This window comes from Streptomyces sp. CC0208 (assembly GCF_003443735.1).
Lineage (GTDB): Bacteria > Actinomycetota > Actinomycetes > Streptomycetales > Streptomycetaceae > Streptomyces > Streptomyces sviceus.
Genome location: NZ_CP031969.1, coordinates 4,689,337 through 4,707,352, shown reverse-complemented (window position 1 = coordinate 4,707,352; position 18,016 = coordinate 4,689,337). Strand labels below are relative to the sequence as shown.

Annotated in this window: 12 protein-coding genes and 4 tRNA genes; 9 read left to right on the top strand and 7 right to left on the bottom strand. The window is 69.5% G+C overall.

All coding sequences use genetic code 11. The features are described 5' to 3' along the window. Positions 1–71 precede the first annotated feature (71 nt). From D1369_RS21575 to D1369_RS21555, 5 genes are all read right to left on the bottom strand, one after another. On the bottom strand, positions 72–1,607 hold the full coding sequence (locus D1369_RS21575) for an amino acid permease (RefSeq protein WP_007383072.1): 1,536 nt from the start codon (positions 1,605–1,607) through the stop codon (positions 72–74). A 63-nt stretch (positions 1,608–1,670) separates the two neighbouring features. Continuing rightward, positions 1,671–3,791 carry a VCBS repeat-containing protein gene (locus D1369_RS21570; RefSeq protein WP_037900681.1) on the bottom strand — a complete coding sequence of 707 codons (2,121 nt, stop codon included), beginning with the start codon at positions 3,789–3,791 and terminating at the stop codon, positions 1,671–1,673. A 182-nt stretch (positions 3,792–3,973) separates the two neighbouring features. Then, a complete protein-coding gene (locus D1369_RS21565) occupies positions 3,974–6,139 on the bottom strand; it encodes a DEAD/DEAH box helicase (RefSeq protein ID WP_007383074.1) in 2,166 nt (721 codons plus the stop codon). Positions 6,140–6,377: 238 nt separating this feature from the next. After that, positions 6,378–6,899, bottom strand: coding sequence for a hypothetical protein (locus tag D1369_RS21560; RefSeq protein WP_007383075.1), 522 nt, complete (start codon positions 6,897–6,899; stop codon positions 6,378–6,380). Between the two features lie 89 nt (positions 6,900–6,988). Then, the gene (locus tag D1369_RS21555; RefSeq protein ID WP_020124176.1) at positions 6,989–7,339 is read right to left on the bottom strand and encodes a metallopeptidase family protein; all 351 of its coding nucleotides are present in this window, start codon (positions 7,337–7,339) and stop codon (positions 6,989–6,991) included. Positions 7,340–7,424: 85 nt separating this feature from the next. Between D1369_RS21555 and D1369_RS21550 the strand changes: the two genes are divergently transcribed. The 7 genes from D1369_RS21550 (at position 7,425) to D1369_RS43935 (ending at position 14,152) form a co-directional block, all read left to right on the top strand. Then, positions 7,425–9,020, top strand: coding sequence for a metallophosphoesterase (locus D1369_RS21550; RefSeq protein ID WP_007383077.1), 1,596 nt, complete (start codon positions 7,425–7,427; stop codon positions 9,018–9,020). A gap of 80 nt (positions 9,021–9,100) precedes the next feature. Continuing rightward, positions 9,101–9,173 (top strand) — tRNA-Glu (locus D1369_RS21545). A gap of 38 nt (positions 9,174–9,211) precedes the next feature. Further along, positions 9,212–9,286, top strand: a tRNA-Asp gene (locus D1369_RS21540). Between the two features lie 24 nt (positions 9,287–9,310). Continuing rightward, positions 9,311–9,384: transfer RNA gene (locus D1369_RS21535), tRNA-Phe, on the top strand. A gap of 115 nt (positions 9,385–9,499) precedes the next feature. Further along, a complete protein-coding gene (hrpA, locus tag D1369_RS21530; protein WP_007383078.1) occupies positions 9,500–13,459 on the top strand; it encodes an ATP-dependent RNA helicase HrpA in 3,960 nt (1,319 codons plus the stop codon). Positions 13,460–13,553: 94 nt separating this feature from the next. Next, positions 13,554–13,628: transfer RNA gene (locus D1369_RS21525), tRNA-Asp, on the top strand. Between the two features lie 332 nt (positions 13,629–13,960). Further along, positions 13,961–14,152 (top strand): DUF6274 family protein, encoded by a 192-nt coding sequence (locus D1369_RS43935; protein ID WP_037900685.1) that lies wholly within the window; start codon positions 13,961–13,963, stop codon positions 14,150–14,152. 389 nt (positions 14,153–14,541) lie between these two features. On the opposite strand, the gene bldC is transcribed toward D1369_RS43935, so the two are convergent. Together bldC and D1369_RS21510 are read right to left on the bottom strand one after the other, a co-directional pair. Further along, complete coding sequence (gene bldC / locus D1369_RS21515; protein WP_003949541.1) at positions 14,542–14,748, bottom strand: developmental transcriptional regulator BldC; 207 nt, start codon at positions 14,746–14,748, stop codon at positions 14,542–14,544. Positions 14,749–15,264: 516 nt separating this feature from the next. Continuing rightward, positions 15,265–16,107 (bottom strand): hypothetical protein, encoded by an 843-nt coding sequence (locus D1369_RS21510; RefSeq protein ID WP_007383079.1) that lies wholly within the window; start codon positions 16,105–16,107, stop codon positions 15,265–15,267. Between the two features lie 222 nt (positions 16,108–16,329). On the opposite strand from D1369_RS21510, the gene D1369_RS21505 reads away from it, so the two are divergent. Both D1369_RS21505 and D1369_RS21500 read left to right on the top strand, forming a co-directional pair. Continuing rightward, positions 16,330–17,430 carry a Glu/Leu/Phe/Val dehydrogenase dimerization domain-containing protein gene (locus D1369_RS21505; protein WP_007383080.1) on the top strand — a complete coding sequence of 367 codons (1,101 nt, stop codon included), beginning with the start codon at positions 16,330–16,332 and terminating at the stop codon, positions 17,428–17,430. A 281-nt stretch (positions 17,431–17,711) separates the two neighbouring features. Beyond that, positions 17,712–17,963: a DUF3073 domain-containing protein gene (locus tag D1369_RS21500; RefSeq protein ID WP_007383081.1), complete on the top strand. Its 252-nt coding sequence runs from the start codon at positions 17,712–17,714 to the stop codon at positions 17,961–17,963. Positions 17,964–18,016: the final 53 nt, after the last annotated feature.

Sequence of the window (18,016 nt, the reverse complement as noted above, 5' to 3'; positions counted from 1 at the left end):
CGGACGTGGCCGTGTCTCCGATCGGGTATCGGGGACACGGCCGCGTCGGGCGGACGGAACGGGCGGGAAGATCAGGGATCGACCGGTTCGGGCGCGTTCGCGCGGGCCGCCTCGCGGGCCTTGGTGCGCTCGTGCTCGGGGTTGAGGAACCAGTGGCGGGCCGAGGCCGCCCACCAGGTCCAGGCGAAACCGAGGACGACCAGGACGGCGATCGGGGCGTAGTTGAAGGTCTCCCAGGTGACCGGGGAAACCTGCGGGAGCATGAACAGCACGGTGATGACGGCGACCCACACCACCGAGACCACGCCGATCGCACGCGACCAGCGGCCCAGGTGCCACGGCCCCCGGTCGAAGGCGTCACCCTTGCGCAGCCGCAGCAACGTCGGGATGACGTAGGCGATGTAGAGGCCGATCACCGCGACGGACGTCACCGCCGCATAGGCCGTGTAGTTGATCAGGTACGGCAGCCCGAGCAGCAGTGCCCCCGCCGCCGCCAGCCACACCGCCGCCACCGGGGTCCGGGTACGGGGGCTCACCGTGTGCCAGACGTGCGAGAACGGCAGCGCGCCGTCGCGTGAGAAGGCGTAGATCATGCGGCTGTTGGCGGTCACCGAGGCCATCCCGCAGAACAGTTGGGCGCCGATCACGACCAGCAGCAGGAGCTTGCCGGCGGTGGCGCCGAGCGCGTCGAGGAGGATCTGGGCCGGGGGCGCGCCGGTCGGGGACTTCAGGGCTCCGTCGTACGACTGGATCGCGAACGTGAAGCCGAGGAGCAGCACGAAGCCCGCTATCCAGGACGTCCAGATCGACTGGACGATGCCCTTCGGCCCCGCCGTGGAGGCGTCGTGGGTCTCCTCGGTCATGTGGGCCGAGGCGTCGTAGCCGGTGAAGGTGTACTGGGCCATCAGGAGGCCGATCAGGACGACATAGACCCCGCTGCCCCAGCCCGTGTTGTTCACGAACTCGCCGAAGACGAAGGACGCCGACTGGTGCTTGTCGGGGGCGAAGGTGAGGGCGCCGACGATGACCGCCACGCCGATCACGTGCCACCACACGCTCACGCTGTTCAGCAGCGCGACGATCCGCACGCCGAAGGTGTTGAGGAGGCCGTGCAGGATCAGGATCGCGGCGAAGAGGAGGATCGTGCGGCCCGGGGTCACCTCGAAGTCGAACTGGAGGTTCAGATAGGCCCCGAGGAAGGACGCGGCGCCGAAGTCGATGCCCGCCGTCACCGCCACCTGGCCCAGCACGTTGAACCAGCCCGTGAACCACGCCCAGGCGGCCGCGGTCCGGGGCGGGGCCAGGCGGTGGGCCCAGAAGTACAGGCCCGCGGAGGTCGGGTACGCCGAGCAGATCTCGGCCATCGACAGGCCGACGAACAGCGTCATCAGGCCTACGGCGACCCAGCCCCAGGTGATCACGGCCGGACCGCCCGTGTTCATGCCGAAGAGGTAGAGGGTCAGACACCCCGACAGGACCGAGATGATCGTGAAGGAGACCGCGTAGTTGGAGAACGCCGACATGCGGCGGGCAAGGACCTGCGTGTAGCCGAGCTGGGCAAGCCGTTCTTCGTCGGACAGCCCACTCGCTATGTCGTCATCTGTCATGCCCCCAGCGATTCCCACACCGGGGGCGTGACACACGTCACAACTTGGCCGAGAAGTGCCCCTCTAGAAAAGGCCCTTGTAGCCCTGCCAGCCGGTGGCGATCTTCGTGCGCGCCCCGAACGAGCCCTTGCCGTCACCGTTGTTGCGGTACAGGTTGCCGCCCGTGTCCCGGGAGACCAGGTCGTTCTTGCCGTCCCCGGTGATGTCACCGACGCCGACGACCACGTTGTAGGAGGTTCCCCAGGTGGAGAAGACCTTCACCCGCTCCTTGACCTGGCCGGTGCCGGTGCCGTCGTAGCGCCACAGCGCCCCGGCCTTGTCCTGGACCAGAACGTCCCCGAAGCCGTCGCCGTTGAGGTCCCCGGCCCCGACGATCTTCTTGTACGTCGCCCAGCTGCGGATCTTCACGCCCGGCTTGAGCTTGCTCGCGCCGTCGTTGGCGAACAGGTAGACGTCACCGGTCGACGCCTTGCGGGCCAGCAGGTCGGTACGGCCGTCCCCGGTCAGGTCGCCGGGGGCGGTGAGGACGTTGTACGCGTTCCAGCCGGTGCCGAGGGAGGTGTGGCTGCTCGCCGGGGCGTACGAGCCCTCGCCGCACTTGCCCGCGTAGCGGCGCAGCTCGCCGTTCGGCATCCGGACCAGTATCTCGGCACAACGGTCCTTGCCCATGTCGCCGAAGGGCACGGCCACCGTGCCGGCGGGCCAGCCGGACGCGTTCTGCTTCCAGTCGAACTTGCCCCCGCCGTTGGTGTACTGGAGGCTCAGGGTGCCCGAGGAGTTGAGGGTGACCAGCTCGCCGTAGGCGTAGCCGCCCATGTCGTGGTGGCCCTGGCGGCCGCCGCTGAGCGCGACCTTGCCGCTCGTCGTGTACGTGCCCCCGCCGTCGGCGGCGGTCGCGGTCAGCGTCCAGGACTTCACGCCGTTGTACGCGTAGGCGCCCGAGTCCGTCTTCCCGTCCCAGGCCAGGTCGATCGCCGTACCGCTGCCTCTCAGGGTGCGGTCGACGCGGCCCTGGGCGTTCTTCACGGTGAAGGTCCAGGCGGCCGGCTTGTTCAGCTGCCAGGTGCTCATCCAGGCCATGTTGCCGCTGTTGCGGCCCGAGGCGTCGAAGTAGTCGTTGTCCAGGTCCGCCTCGATCTTCCCGAGGGACTGGGCGGGTACCCCGCTCGGCACGGTCCGGATCGTGTGGCCGGCGTCGACGTAGGCGATGCCCCCGCCGAACTTGTCCACCGACCAGGTCAGTCGCCGCTGGTCGGCGGTGTTGCCGGCCGGCAGGTCGGCGATCGCGCGCGCGGCGGCGGCCGTACCGGAGTGGTAGTCCGTCAGCATCAGCTTGCCGGCCGTCCGGTCGTGCTGGACGAGGTAGCCGTCACCGACGAGAGCGGGTCCCGAGGGCACCTTGATGTTCTTCTTCGCCGTACGGTCGTACACGCCGGCGGTGCCCGTGGGACCGCAGTTCCAGTAGATCCAACGGCCGATGACCTGAAGCTCCTTGACCGTGCAGGGGGCGCCGGTGGAGACGGTCGCGACCGTCTTCTTCCCCTCCAGGTCGTACTGAGTGACCACGCCGTTGCCGGAGCCCGGCGTCCACAGCGCCGAGCCCCATACGGAGGCGGCGGTGACGGAACGGGTCAGCCGGACGTCCTCGGCCCGGTACTGGTTCACGGCGTCGACGTACTGCTTGCCGGTGGAGGCGGCGTCGTAGACGAAGTAGCGACCGGTGGCGTCCACGAACCGGCCGCCGGTGACGGCGGGTTCCGTCCCGTGGTAGCTGGTCGGAGTTCCCCAGATCTGGGCGCGCTCCTTGTCGTACTCGTCGACCTGGAAGTAGCCGACGCTCTGCGTGCCGGTGGAGCGCAGCGGCACGCACCCGCCCGCCGCGTCGCACGGCACCCGCTCCAGATGGGTGCCGTCGGCGTAGGTGCCGGCGAATCCGCGGGTGGCCTGCTCCAGCACGGTGGAGCCGTCGGGCGAGAGCTGCCGCCCGACCACGTACTGGTCGCCGTTGGGCCGGTACTCGACGCTGGTCAGGTAGCCGGCCGCGTAGTCGATGCCCCACACGCCGTCCGTGGCGATCGGCGTCGGGGTGGTGTCCGCGGCGGCCGGGCCCGCGGACGTCAGGGTGCCGGCGCTCAGAGCGGCCAGCGAGGCAAGAGCGAGTGCGATCCGGGCACGCCGGGTCAAGGTCCCTCCCCAGGGAAGTAAGAAAGGCGCGCCGGCAGGCCTTGTCTTCCCCCTCGGCCACATTCCGCCACGCGATACAACGGATGTTAACAACCACCACACAGGCTTCGGTAGTCGATTACGCATGCGAAAAGGGCCCGCACGACCGAAGTCGTACGGGCCCTCGCTCAGCTCACGCTGTGTCAGCCGTTGCGCTTCCAGCGCGGCTTGTCGTCGCGGCGGCCGAAGGAGGAGCCGGCCGGACGGTCGTCACGACGGCCGTGCGGGCGGTCGTGGCCGCCGGAGCGGAAACCGCCGCCGGTGGGGCGGTCGCCCTGACGGTCACGGTTGAAGGGACGGTCGCTGCCCCGGTGGGTGGACGGACGCTCGTCGCGGCGGTCGCGGTTGAAGCCACCACCCGAGGGGCGGTCGTCGCGACGGAAGCCGCCGGAGGGACGCTCGTCACGACGGTCACGGTTGAACCCGCCACCCGAGGGGCGGTCGTCGCGGCGGTCGCGGTTGAAGCCACCACCCGAGGGGCGGTCGTCACGGCGGAAGCCGCCCGAGGGACGCTCGTCACGACGGTCACGGTTGAAGCCACCACTGGGGCGGTCGTCACGGCGGTCACGGTTGAACCCGCCCGAGGAGCGGTCGTCACGACGCTCGAAGGAACGGCCACCGCGGTCGTCCCGACGGTCGTCACGGCGGAACCCGCCACGCTCGCCGTCACGGCGGTCGCGGTTGAAGCCACCCGAGGAGCGGTCGTCACGACGCTCGAAGGAACGGCCACCACGGTCGTCCCGACGGTCGTCACGACGCTCGTAGTTGCCCCGCTCGTCACGGCGCTGACGCGGCTGCTCGTACGCCGGACGCTCGGCGGGCTGCTCGGCGACCACGGCCTCGGCCGTAACCTCCGCCTCCTTCGCCACGACTGCCTCGGCGGCCGCGGCGACCGCCGCCTCCGGGTCCTCACCGCGCTCGCGGGCGGCACGGGCGACCAGGCGGTCGGCCTCCTCGCGCAGCTCGGTCGCGCGGCGCTGCGCCCGCTCCAGCTCCTTGGTGAGCTGGGCGACCTCGCGCTCGGCCTGCTGAGCCGCGTTGGCCGCGGACTCGGACTGGACCTCGGTCATCGAACGGGCGCCGGTGATCTCGGCGACCTCGGGCTCGAAGGCCGTACCGGAGTTGATGATGTGACGCCCGGCGTCGACGCCCGCGTCCTCCATCAGCCGGAAGATCTGCCGACGCTGGTGCGGCAGCGACAGGGAGACGACCGTGCCGGTGCGGCCGGCGCGAGCGGTACGCCCCGCGCGGTGCAGGTAGTCCTTGTGGTCGCCGGCGGGGTCGACGTTCAGGACGAGGTCGATGCCGTCGACGTGGATACCGCGGGCGGCGACGTCGGTCGCGACGAGCGCGTTGACGTAGCCGTCCTTGAAGTCGGCCAGGGTGCGGGTGCGCGCGCCCTGGGTCATGCCGCCGTGCAGCGCGTCCGCCTTCACGCCGGACTCGCGCAGCTGCTCGGCGATGCGGTCCGCGCCCAGCTGGGTGCGGACGAAGATGATGGTGCGGCCCTTGCGGGAGGCGATGGCCGCGGTGACCGGCGCCTTGTCCTTGGGCTTCACGATCAGGATGTGGTGCGACATGGTCGTGACGTTGCCCTGGGCGCTGTCGACCTCGTGCGTGACCGGGTTGCTCAGGTAGCGCTTGACCAGCGTGGAGATCTCGTTCTCCATCGTGGCCGAGAACAGCATCCGCTGGCCGCCGGCCGGGACCTGGTCGAGCAGTTCGGTGACCTCGGGCAGGAAGCCCAGGTCGGACATCTGGTCGGCCTCGTCGATGACGGCGACCTCGATGTCCTGGAGGGAGCAGGCGCCGCGGTTGATGAGGTCGCGCAGCCGGCCCGGAGTGGCGACGAGGACGTCGACACCGCGCTCCAGGGCGTAGATCTGGTTGCTCATGGACGTGCCGCCGCAGACGACCTTCATCTTCAGGCCGAGCTGGTCGCCGTAGGGCTGCAGCGCGTCCGCGACCTGCATCGCGAGCTCACGGGTCGGGGTGAGGATGACGGCGCGCGGCCGGTGCTTCTCGGTGCGGCCGCCGGAGAGGCGGGCCAGGGTCGGCAGACCGAAGGAGAGGGTCTTGCCGGAGCCGGTGCGGCCACGGCCGAGGATGTCCTTGCCGGCCAGGGCGTCCGGGATGGTCGCGGCCTGGATCGGGAAGGGGGTGGTCACGCCGTTCTGGGCGAGCTTGCGCACGACGCCCTCGGGGAGACCGAGGCTCGCGAAGGTGACTTCGGGAGTGGTGGCCTCGGTGACGTCCTCGGTGCCCTCGTTCTCGGGCACGACGACGTGATCAGTACTGGAAATGGACATGCGTATGCGAAACCTTCCGGAGTCTCGTCGGCACGCGCCCGTCAACTCCGTGATTCGCAATACGACCGCCTCTATGCGGTCAGCCACGGTAAGGGAGAGAACGCGCCACACGGCGCTCTTCTGCTTTGGCGCCGGGCAAATGATCAAACGATCTATAACCATACGCACCCATCGCCCCCGAAGGCAAACCGATCCCCTCGTATGTATCCGAGGTCACTCGGGGCCTTCACGGAGCCCGTCACACCGGCGATCCGGCCGTGGGCGCCGGCTCCCGCTGGCTCAGCTGCGTGCCCGTCTCGGGCTGCGCGGACGAGGACGGCTCGGCGGGCGGCGGTGACGGCGTGGGCGACGCGGGCGGCTCGCTCGGCGCCGGCGGCTCCGGGTCGGGCGTACGGGTGGGTGCCGGGTCGGTCCGTGTCGCCGAGGGCACCGGCTGGGCCGTATGCCTCGGCTTCGCCCCCGCCGAGGCCGACGCGCCGGCCGCCGCCGAGGCGGACGCCGACGGCGAGGCCGACTCCTCCCCGTCCTTGCCCTTGCCGTGCTTCCCGTGCTTGCCGTCCGAGCCCGCCCCGCCGAACCCCACGGAACCGCCCGAGGCCGCCGGCCCCCCGTCCGGTGCCTCGCCACCCCGCTCACCGGCGGAGTGCGACGGCTTCGCGCTGCCGCCTCCGTCGTCCCCGCCCACGCTCATGCAGCCCGCGGTGGCGGCGACGGCCATGACCGTGGCGGCCAGACGGACGGGTACGTACAAGGGGCGCACGAGCAGCCACCTCCGAGGGCGGTCGTCAAAGAGTCACCTGCCCAACTCCCGCCGCCCACAAGAGGACACGCGCCCCGTTCGAAACGGGCTCAGCCGTACCCGAGGGCATGCAGCCGGGCGTCGTCGATCCCGAAGTGGTGGGCGATCTCGTGCACGACCGTCACCTCCGTCTCCGCGACGACGTCCTCGCGCGTCTCGCACATCCGCAGCGTCGGCCCCCGGTAGATCGTGATGCGGTCCGGCAGCACCCCGGCGTACCACTCGCCCCGGTCGGTCAGCGGAGTGCCCTCGTACAGCCCGAGCAGCTCGGGATCGTCCTTCGGCGGTTCGTCCTCGACGAACACCGCGACGTTGTCCATCAGCCGCGTCAGCTCCGGCGGAATCCGGTCCAGCGCCTCGGACACCAGTTCCTCGAACTCCTCGCGCGTCATTTCCAGCACAAGCCCATTCTCCGGCACGACCCGGTCGGACGAGAGGGAGGAGCGCGCCCGCATATCCGCGGGCGGACTTGGGCATACGGGACCAATGGCCCGCGTCCCCGCCGCAGTCCTGACCCTCCGGAGCATCCTGAACGCCGTACGAAAGCCCTCGCGAGCCCTCGCCCGCCAGTACGGCAGGCGCCGCTCCCACCCGTCCGTCGAGCTCGTCCACCCGCCGCACCCCTGGGTCCGCGCCCTCGGTCTGGTCGCCGTCGTCCTCATGGGCGCCTGGCTCGGTCTGCTGATCGTCGGCAACGTCCGGGTCCCGGTCGGCCCCATGAACACCACGATGACCCTGCGCCCGTCCCTGTCCGGCGGCACGAAGATCAACGTCTCTCCGCTCGGCGCGCTCCAACTGGACAGCCACCAGGCCCCGGTCCGCCTCGACGTCAACGTCGACCAGCTCGACCCGGAACGCTCCCAGGCCCTCGTCGACCACCCCGAGCGGCTGTCCGGCCTCCAGGACGAGGTCGCCACGGACGTCGAGCACGGCACCCTCGACCTCGCCCTGCGCTCCTGCGCGGCCGTGGTACTGGGCGCCACCACACTCGGCCTCGCGGTCTACCGCCGCCCCCGCCGGGCCCTCGCGGCCGGCGGACTGGCCCTGACCCTCCTGGCGGCCTGCGGCGGCACGGCGTACGCCACCTGGAACCCCGAGTCGGTCCTGGAGCCCAGGTTCTCGGGGCTGCTCTCCTCCGCCCCCTCCCTGGTCGGCAACGCGCGCAGCATCGTCACCGAGTTCGACGTCTACCAGAAGGAGTTGGCCCGCCTGGTGACGAACGTGACGAAGCTCTACGACGTCACGTCCACGCTCCCCGCCTATCAGCCGGACCCGACCACCATCCGGGTCCTGCACGTCTCCGACATCCATCTCAACCCGGCGAGCTGGAAGATCATCGCCTCGCTGGTGGAGCAGTACAAGGTCGACGTGATCGTCGACTCCGGCGACACCATGGATCACGGCACGGCGGCGGAGAACGGCTTCCTCGACCCGATCCCCGACCTCGGGGCGCCGTACGTCTGGGTCCGCGGCAACCACGACTCCCTCACCACCCAGCGCTACCTGGAGGGCCTCAAGGGCGTCCACGTCCTCGACAACGGCAAGGCGGAGACGATCGCCGGGCTGCGCTTCGCGGGCATGGGCGACCCCCAGTTCACCCCGGACCGCTCCACCGACCCCGGGGCCGACGAGTCCCAGGAGGCGGCGGGCGACCGCCTGGCCGCCGCCCTGCGCGCGCAGCGGGCCGCGGGCACCCCGGTCGACCTCGCGATCGCCCACGAACCCTCGGCGGCCCGGGAGGTCGACGGCGAGGTCCCGATGATCCTGTCGGGCCACCTCCACCACCAGGAGATGGAGGTCATGAAGAAGGGCACCCGGCTGCGCGTCGAGGGCTCGACGGGCGGCAGCGGGCTGCGGGCCGTCGAGGGCAAGTACCCCGACCCCATCGAGGCCTCGATCCTCTACATGGACCGCGACACCCGCCGCCTCCAGGCCTGGGACGAGATCAAACTCGGCGGCCTCGGTCTCACGACGGCGGAGGTCAGCCGCCACCTCCCGGAGGACAACCAGCCGGGAGCGACCCCCTCCCCCACGGGTTCGGGCACGGGCTCCTCCACGGCCTCGCCCACGGGCAGCCCCTAAACCGTTTTGGCGATACCTCCCGGCATCCCATATGCTTCTCACGTCCCCGACGCGCTGAGAAGCGCCCAGGCGGGCCGATAGCCCTCATCGTCTAGCGGCCTAGGACGCCGCCCTTTCAAGGCGGTAGCACGGGTTCGAATCCCGTTGGGGGCACGTAACACCGTGTGCGACACTGTTCGTGCACAAAGCTTGGTCCTGTGGAGCAGTTTGGAGTGCTCGCCACCCTGTCAAGGTGGAGGCCGCGGGTTCAAATCCCGTCAGGACCGCTGAGGTTTCCCCGGAAGCCTCGCGGCTGGGTAGCTCAGTTGGTACGAGCGACCGCCTGAAAAGCGGTAGGTCGCCGGTTCGACCCCGGCCCCAGCCACAGCACAGACCCCGATCTTCGGATCGGGGTCTTGTTGTATGTGATCTCGTAGGTGAACCACCGGGGACAAAACCGTTCGCCAGTAATTTCCCGGGGATGAGATCCTGGATCGCGTATGTCTACGCACCCTGCCCCCGCCCCCGGCACCCCCGCCTTCGGGGAGCTCGCCGCCCGCCTGACCGAGCTGTCCCTGCGTGACGCGCACCGGCTCGGGCGCAGGCTCGAAGGCGCGCGCAAGATCCGCAAGCCTCAGGCGCGGGCCGCCGTGCTGGCCGAGATCGAGGCCGAGGTCGGCAAGGGCGAGGAGCGGGTGGGTGCGCGCCGTACCCGCGTGCCCGCCGTGTCGTACCCCGAGCAGCTTCCGGTCAGCCAGAAGAAGGACGACATCGCGGCCGCCATCCGCGATCACCAGGTCGTGATCGTCGCCGGTGAGACCGGGTCCGGCAAGACCACCCAGATCCCGAAGATCTGCCTGGAGCTCGGCCGGGGCGTCAAGGGCATGATCGGGCACACCCAGCCCCGCCGGATCGCCGCCCGCACGGTCGCCGAGCGGGTCGCCGAGGAGCTGGACACCCCGCTCGGCGAGGCCGTCGGCTGGAAGGTGCGCTTCACCGACCAGGTGAACCCGGAGGCCACCTTCGTCAAGCTGATGACGGACGGCATCCTGCTCGCCGAGATCCAGACCGACCGCGAGCTGCGCGCCTACGACACGATCATCATCGACGAGGCCCACGAGCGGTCCCTCAACATCGACTTCCTGCTCGGATACCTGGCGCAGCTGCTGCCGAAGCGTCCCGACCTCAAGGTCGTCATCACCTCGGCGACCATCGACCCCGAGCGGTTCTCCCGGCACTTCGGTGATGCCCCGATCGTCGAGGTCAGCGGCCGTACGTATCCCGTGGAGGTCCGCTACCGCCCGCTCCTCGAAGAGGACTCGGACGACTCCGACCGCGACCAGATCACCGCGATCTGCGACGCCGTGGAGGAGCTCCAGGGCGAGGGCAAGGGCGACATCCTCGTCTTCCTCTCCGGCGAGCGGGAGATCCGGGACACCGCGGACGCGCTCACGAAGAAGGCGTATCGCTTCACGGAGGTCCTCCCCCTTTACGCCCGGCTCTCGCACGCCGAGCAGCACCGCGTGTTCCAGCCGCACACCGGGCGCAGGATCGTTCTGGCGACCAACGTCGCCGAGACCTCCCTGACCGTGCCGGGCATCAAGTACGTCATCGACCCCGGCTTCGCCCGCATCTCCCGCTACAGCCACCGCACCAAGGTCCAGCGGCTGCCCATCGAGCCGGTCTCGCAGGCCAGCGCCAACCAGCGCAAGGGCCGCTGCGGACGTACCTCCGACGGCATCTGCATCCGCCTGTACAGCGAAGAGGACTTCGACGCCCGCCCGGAGTTCACGGACGCGGAGATCCTGCGGACGAACCTCGCCTCCGTCATCCTGCAGATGACCGCGGCCGGCCTCGGCGACATCGAGAAGTTCCCCTTCATCGATCCGCCGGACCACCGCAACATCCGCGACGGCGTCCAGCTCCTGCAGGAACTGGGCGCGTTGGACCCGGAGCAGAAGGACGCACGCAAGCGGCTCACCGACACCGGCCGCAAGCTCGCGCAGCTGCCCGTCGACCCGCGCCTGGCGCGCATGGTCCTGGAGGCCGACAAGAACGGCTGTGTCCGCGAGGTCATGGTCATAGCCGCCGCCCTGTCCATTCAGGACCCGCGCGAGCGCCCGGCCGACAAGCAGACCCAGGCCGACCAGCAGCACGCCCGCTTCAAGGACGAGACCAGCGACTTCCTCGCGTACCTGAATCTGTGGCGGTACGTCCGCGAGCAGCAGAAGGAGCGGGGCTCGAGCTCCTTCCGCCGGATGTGCAAGCAGGAGTACCTGAACTTCCTGCGCATCCGCGAATGGCAGGACATCTACTCGCAGTTGAGGACCGTCGCCAAGCAGATGGGCATCCACCTCAACGAGGACGACGCACCCGACCAGTCCGTCCATGTCTCCCTCCTCGCCGGCCTGCTCTCGCACATCGGCATGAAGGACGTGAAGGACGGCAACAAGAACGAGTACCTGGGCGCCCGCAGCGCCAAGTTCGCGATCTTCCCAGGCTCGGCACTCTTCAAGAAGCAGCCGCGTTTCGTGATGTCGGCGGAGCTGGTGGAGACCTCGCGCCTGTGGGCCCGGGTCAACGCGAAGATCGAGCCGGAGTGGGTCGAGCCCCTGGCAGAGCACCTGCTGAAGCGGACGTACTCCGAACCGCACTGGGAGAAGGACCAGGCCGCGGTGATGGCGTACGAGAAGGTCACGCTGTACGGCGTGCCGATCGTCGCCCAGCGGAAGGTGAACTACGGCCGGATCGACCCGGAGTCCTCCCGCGAGCTTTTCATCCGCAACGCCCTGGTCGAGGGCGACTGGCGCACCCACCACAAGTTCTTCGCCGACAACCGCAGACTCCTCAGCGAGGTCGAGGAGTTGGAGCACCGGGCACGGCGCCGGGACATCGTGGTCGACGACGACACGCTCTTCGACTTCTACGACCAGCGGGTGCCCGAACACGTCGTGTCCGGGGCGCACTTCGACTCGTGGTGGAAGCACAAGCGGCACGAGGAGCCGGAGTTCCTGGACTTCGAGCGGGAGATGCTCATCCGGGAGTCGGCGGAGGCGGTCACCAAGGCCGACTATCCCGACTCCTGGCGGCAGGGACCACTGAAGTTCCGGGTGACGTACCAGTTCGAGCCGGGCGCGGACGCGGACGGCGTGACGGTCCACATCCCGCTCCAGGTCCTGAACCAGGTGAAGGACGAGGGCTTCGACTGGCAGATCCCGGGCCTCAGGGAGGAGTTGGTGACGGAGCTGATCCGTTCCCTGCCCAAGCCGATCCGCCGCAACTACGTACCGGCACCGAACTTCGCGAAACGCTTCCTGGACACGGCCGTCCCGTTGCAGGAGCCCTTGACGACCACCATGGCGCGCGAACTCAAGCGCATGGTCGGCGTGCCCTTCGAGGCGGAGGACTTCGACCAGTCGAGGATCCCCGACCACCTCCGCATCACCTTCCGGATCGTCGACGAGCGGCGCCGCAAGCTGGCCGAGGACAAGGACCTGGAGGCGCTGCGGCTCCAGTTGAAGCCGAAGGCCCGCCAGGCCCTCTCCCAGGCGGCGGCCGCGACCGCGTCCCGCGAGGGCGGCGAGTCCCTGGAGCGCAAGGGCCTGACCGACTGGACGATCGGCACGCTCACCCGGGTCTTCGAGACCCGTCGGGCCGGCCAGCCCGTGAAGGCCTACCCGGCCCTGGTCGACGACGGTGACACCGTCTCCGTGCGCCTCTTCGACACCGAGGCCGAGCAGGCCGAGGCGATGTGGAAGGGCACGCGCCGGCTGATCGTGCGCAACATCCCGGTGAGCGCGGCGAAGTTCGCCTCCGAGAAGCTGACGAACCCCCAGAAGCTGGCCCTGTCGGCGAACCCGCACGGCTCGATCCAGGCGCTGTTCGACGACTGCGCGACGGCGGCCGCGGACAAGCTGATCGGGGACTTCGGGGGGCCGGCGTGGGACGAGGAGTCGTACCGGAAGCTGTACGACAAGGTGCGCGCCGAGATCGTCGACACGACGGTCCGTACGGTCGGGCAGGTGCAGCAGGTGCTCGCCGCCTGGCAGGCATGCGAACGGCGCCTGAAGGCCGTGCGGAGCCCGGCGCTGCTGGCGAACCTGACGGATGTGCGGAAGCAGTTGGACGCGCTCGTGAAGCCGGGTTTCGTGACGGAGACGGGCTTGCGCCGCCTGCCCGACCTGATGCGGTACCTGGTCGCGGCGGACCGGCGTCTGCAGCAGATGCCGACGAACGTCCAGCGGGACACGACCCGTATGGAGAAGGTCCACGAGATGCAGGACGAGTACGCCTGGCTCCTGGAACAACTCCCCCAAGGGCGGCCCGTGCCCCAGCAGGTCCTGGACATCCGCTGGATGATCGAGGAGCTCAGGGTCAGCTATTTCGCCCACGCGCTCGGCACGGCGTACCCCGTCTCCGACAAGCGGATCGTGAAGGCGATCGACACGCTGGCTCCGTGACGACACCTGCACGGAGAGTGAGTTCGACCAGGACCCGCCAGCTCCTGTACAGTCCTTCTCGCAGCGCAACGCACCAGTAAGCGCCGCGAAACCTGGTCCTGTGGAGCAGTTTGGAGTGCTCGCCACCCTGTCAAGGTGGAGGCCGCGGGTTCAAATCCCGTCAGGACCGCACATAAAGAAGGCCCGCATCCCGGCAACGGGGCGCGGGTCTTCTTCGTGCGCGCACGCTGATTCAACTGCGCCCCCAGACCGGGCGCAGGCCTTCTTCATGTGCGGACGCCGGTCCAGGTGTTCCAGCCCGTCCGGCGTTTGAGGACGAGGCCCCTTCAGGGCCGAAGCGGGGGGCTGGGGGGCGGCAGCCCCCAGGGCGGCCACAGCAGCTCCGGGTGAGGCCCAGCAGGCCTTCAACGACCCCGCCGAGCACCACGCCATCTTGACGGCGTCTCAAAGCACCGGTACCCAGAAACCAGGCCCCCGTCCAGCGGAGCCCGGAGGTGGCGTATGGCGGCATCGGTCAGGCACGAGACGCGGGCGCTGCTCCGCGCCCATCTGTCGGCCGCGTCGTCGTATCGGCATCTGACCCGCCACTGCCCGATCTGCCACCGCCTGTTGCGGCTGGCGATGGACTCCGCCCCGGCAGTCGGCCCCCTCCCGGGGGAGTCGCGGGAAGACGAGAGGCCCTCCCCGGCGTAATCCCCTCTAGCGCACCGGCCCAACGGCAACAAGGACTCTGGCATGTGACGGGAGTCACCGCGTGAGTTTTCGAAGCCGTGGAACTTACCCCTCTCCTACAACAGGTCAATTTAATATGTGCAATTGCACTCCTGATCACACGTCGACCAGGGGCTGCCACACAGGAGATCCGACACCCCTCCCCAGACTCCGACAAGCCCGCTCACAGGGCCGCAGGCCGCCCACAGTCCGCGCACAAAAAAGATCGCGCTGGACTCGGCGGAGTCCAGCGCGATCGACGACGAGGTTGAGAATGGGCCCTGTTGGGGCAGGACCCGCGTCGCTTGGAGCCAGTGTCCGGACGCCGCGGCCAGTGGGGGACCAGCCGGTTTGTCCGGTTATTCAGTTGTTCAGGCCTCGCTGCGCTGCTGCGGGATACCCGCGAGCAGAGCGCGAACCTCGGCCTCGCGGTAACGGCGGTGTCCGCCGAGCGTGCGGATCGACGTGAGCTTGCCGGCCTTCGCCCACCGCGTGACCGTCTTCGGGTCCACGCGGAACATCGTGGCGACCTCAGCCGGGGTCAGCAGCGGCTCGGCATCAGGGGTGCGAGCGGTCATGAGCGGCCTCCTCGGGAGAACCGAACCTTCTCGGTTCTTTCCTCTAAATTCTGCACCTTGACCCGCGTTGCCCGAAATGGCGGATGCGGGTCGAGTCGGTTATAGGACGAACGGCTTGTCCTCGGCACTACAACTACACCATCCGTCCAGCCTCGTCGGCCAAACCGATGGAATTGCCCCCCAGGTGTTCATCGGCGACGGAAGCCGATGGACCATGCCATAGCGGACAGTCACGCCCCTGTGACGATCAGTCACACAGGCGATCAGGAGTCACCAGACCCCCCAAAGCGGAACCTCCCCCGGGCCCCTTGTCCTATTTTGGCATGAGGAGGGGCAAGAGATGCAAGAGCCGGGTACGTGCGGTCCGTCACGCTTGACACTCCGTGAGGCGTACGCCCGGATCGGGAACCTACGTCCCCTGTCGGTGAGACTTCAGGGGAAGTTGAACACCTTGAGCGAGGACGAAACCCCAAAATGGGCGTCAGGTCAAACGCCTGTTCGTGACATGGGGCACATTCAGTTCGCCGAGCGCCGGTCCCTGACGGCCCGCCAGCGCTCCACGAGCCGCCCGTAGGCCTCGCCCGCCGCGGCCCCGTCACCGTGCCGGAGCGCCTCGATGCCCTCGGCCACGTCGGCCGCCGAGTGGTCGTCCTCCAGCTCGCCCGGCGGGAGCACATGCACCAGACCGCCGTAGTCGAGCTCGACCAGCGAGCGTGGGTGGAACTCCTCCAGCCAGCGCCCCACATCGATCAGGCCGTCGATGAGCGGCCCTTCGTCGACGGCGTCCTTGAGGGCCCGCAGAGCCCGCGCCACGCGCCGCCGGGCCTGCACCATGGGGGTGCGGTAGCGCAGCATGGGCGGGATCTCCCCGGAGCCCTTGTCGAAGCGCCGCTCCTCGTCGGAGACGAGCACGAACCAGTTCAGCGGCACCTGCCAGGTCGCGGTGCGGATCCAGGGCCGGGCGTCGGGGTTGCGGGCCAGCCAGCGCTCGTAGTCCAGGGCCGTCTGGCGGCGTACGACCTCGGGCAGCACCGCGTCCAGGACCGGTCCCGGCAGCTCGTCCCCGAGCTCCTCCAGGGCCAGCCAGCCGCGCAGCCGGGTGCGCCACGGGCACACGCACACCACGCCGTCCACGTCGAGCACGAAGGCGTCGCTGCTCTCGTGCACCGGCACCGGCACCGGCGGGGTGGGCAGCAGGTCGGCCAGGGAGCGGCGCAGCTCGTCCTGGTACGAGGGACGGTCCGGGCGGCGGGCGTAGCGCGCCCAGTGGCCGCGCTCGGGCTCGGGGAAGGCGGCCAGCGGTTCGTACACGCGCAGATAGGTCGCGTACGGGACGATCACCGAGGACACCTTGGGCACGCCTGCTCTCTCCCCCGCCGCCTGCCGGGAAAACCTGCGAAACCCGCACACAAACGCGCGGGAAAACTATGCAAATCGTCGCACGCCCGTACTCCCGGAGGAGGTGATCCTGAGCACTGCACGGTCACGGGCCGCCACAGGCCCTAATCTCGTGCTCACAGGCCCCGCCACCCGTACGGGAGCCCGTGCCCCATCGCCGCAATGTACCCAGGAGTCACCACAGTGACCGACGTAACCGGCGCCGCTGCCGATGTGCTGCACACCCTGTTCCACTCGGACCAGGGCGGTCATGAGCAGGTCGTGCTCTGCCAGGACCGCAAGAGCGGCCTCAAGGCCGTCATCGCCCTCCACTCCACCGCGCTCGGCCCCGCCCTCGGCGGGACCCGCTTCTACCCTTACGCGAGCGAGCAGGAGGCCGTCGCCGACGCGCTGAACCTCGCGCGCGGAATGTCGTACAAGAACGCCATGGCCGGGCTCGACCACGGCGGCGGCAAGGCCGTGATCATCGGCGACCCGGAGCGCGACAAGAGCGAGGAACTGCTCCTCGCGTACGGCCGTTTCGTGGCCTCGCTCGGCGGCCGCTACGTCACCGCGTGCGACGTCGGCACCTACGTCGCCGACATGGACGTCGTGGCCCGTGAATGCCGCTGGACGACCGGCCGCTCCCCCGAGAACGGCGGCGCCGGCGACTCCTCCGTCCTCACCGCCTTCGGCGTCTACCAGGGCATGCGGGCCAGCGCCGCGCACCTGTGGGGCGACCCCTCACTGCGCGGCCGCAAGGTCGGCGTCGCGGGCGTCGGCAAGGTCGGGCACCACCTGGTCGAGCACCTCCTCGACGAGGGCGCCGAGGTCCTGATCACCGACGTACGGCCGGAGGCCGTGGAGCGGATCGCCGGCCGGCACCCCGCCGTCTCCCGGGTCGCCGACACCGACGCGCTGATCCGGACCGAGGGCCTCGACATCTACGCCCCCTGCGCGCTCGGCGGAGCCCTGAACGACGACTCCGTGCCGGTGCTGACCGCGCGGATCGTCTGCGGCGCCGCCAACAACCAGCTCGCCCACCCGGGCGTCGAGAAGGACCTCGCCGACCGCGGGATCCTCTACGCGCCGGACTACGTGGTGAACGCCGGCGGGGTCATCCAGGTCGCCGACGAACTGCACGGGTTCGACTTCGAGCGGTGCCGGGCGAAGGCCGCGAAGATCTACGACACCACGCTCGCCATATTCGCACGTGCGAAGGAAGACGGGATTCCGCCGGCCGCCGCGGCCGACCGGATCGCCGAGCAGCGGATGCACGAGGCGGCCCTGGATCCGGTGCACTGACGTTTGACCGGTACCCGTCGGCGCACTCTTGGAGAGAACTCTCACGTTCGTCGGCGGGTCGGCCGTACAGAAGTGGTTAAAATCGCGGTTGACCAGCGAGGACGGCGCTTTCCACGGGCCCTGGTGTCGGGCACGTGCTGCGGGCGACGTACCGTATGGGCGTGGGCTCAGGTACCGTGGAAGCCCTACGGACCGGTCTCTCTGCGGAGAGCCCGTTCCAGATCATGAACGCGTGTCAAGACTCTGGGGCCACCGAGCCCCGTATCCGAGGGGGTCGAGCCATGGGGCGCGGCCGGGCAAAGGCCAAGCAGACGAAGGTCGCCCGCCAGCTGAAGTACAGCAGCGGCGGGACAGATCTGTCGCGTCTGGCCAATGAGCTGGGCGCTTCGACTTCGAGCCAGCCGCCGAATGGCGAGCCGTTCGAGGACGACGACGAGGAAGACGACCCGTACGCCCAGTACGCGGATCTCTATAACGATGACGAGGACGAGGACGACGAGTCCGGTCCTTCGTCTCAACGCCGCGGAGCTTGACGACCTAGCTGTGCGTAACCCGGTCCGGGGTGGTCCACACCACCGGACCGGGT

Coding starts and splice junctions, on each gene's coding strand:
- hrpA (WP_007383078.1), top strand. CDS start 9,500: ATGTCTACGCACCCTGCCCCCGCCCCCGGCACCCCCGCCTTCGGGGAG.
- D1369_RS21550 (WP_007383077.1), top strand. CDS start 7,425: ATGGCCCGCGTCCCCGCCGCAGTCCTGACCCTCCGGAGCATCCTGAAC.
- D1369_RS43935 (WP_037900685.1), top strand. CDS start 13,961: ATGGCGGCATCGGTCAGGCACGAGACGCGGGCGCTGCTCCGCGCCCAT.
- D1369_RS21575 (WP_007383072.1), bottom strand. CDS start 1,607: ATGACAGATGACGACATAGCGAGTGGGCTGTCCGACGAAGAACGGCTT.
- bldC (WP_003949541.1), bottom strand. CDS start 14,748: ATGACCGCTCGCACCCCTGATGCCGAGCCGCTGCTGACCCCGGCTGAG.
- D1369_RS21500 (WP_007383081.1), top strand. CDS start 17,712: ATGGGGCGCGGCCGGGCAAAGGCCAAGCAGACGAAGGTCGCCCGCCAG.
- D1369_RS21565 (WP_007383074.1), bottom strand. CDS start 6,139: ATGTCCATTTCCAGTACTGATCACGTCGTCGTGCCCGAGAACGAGGGC.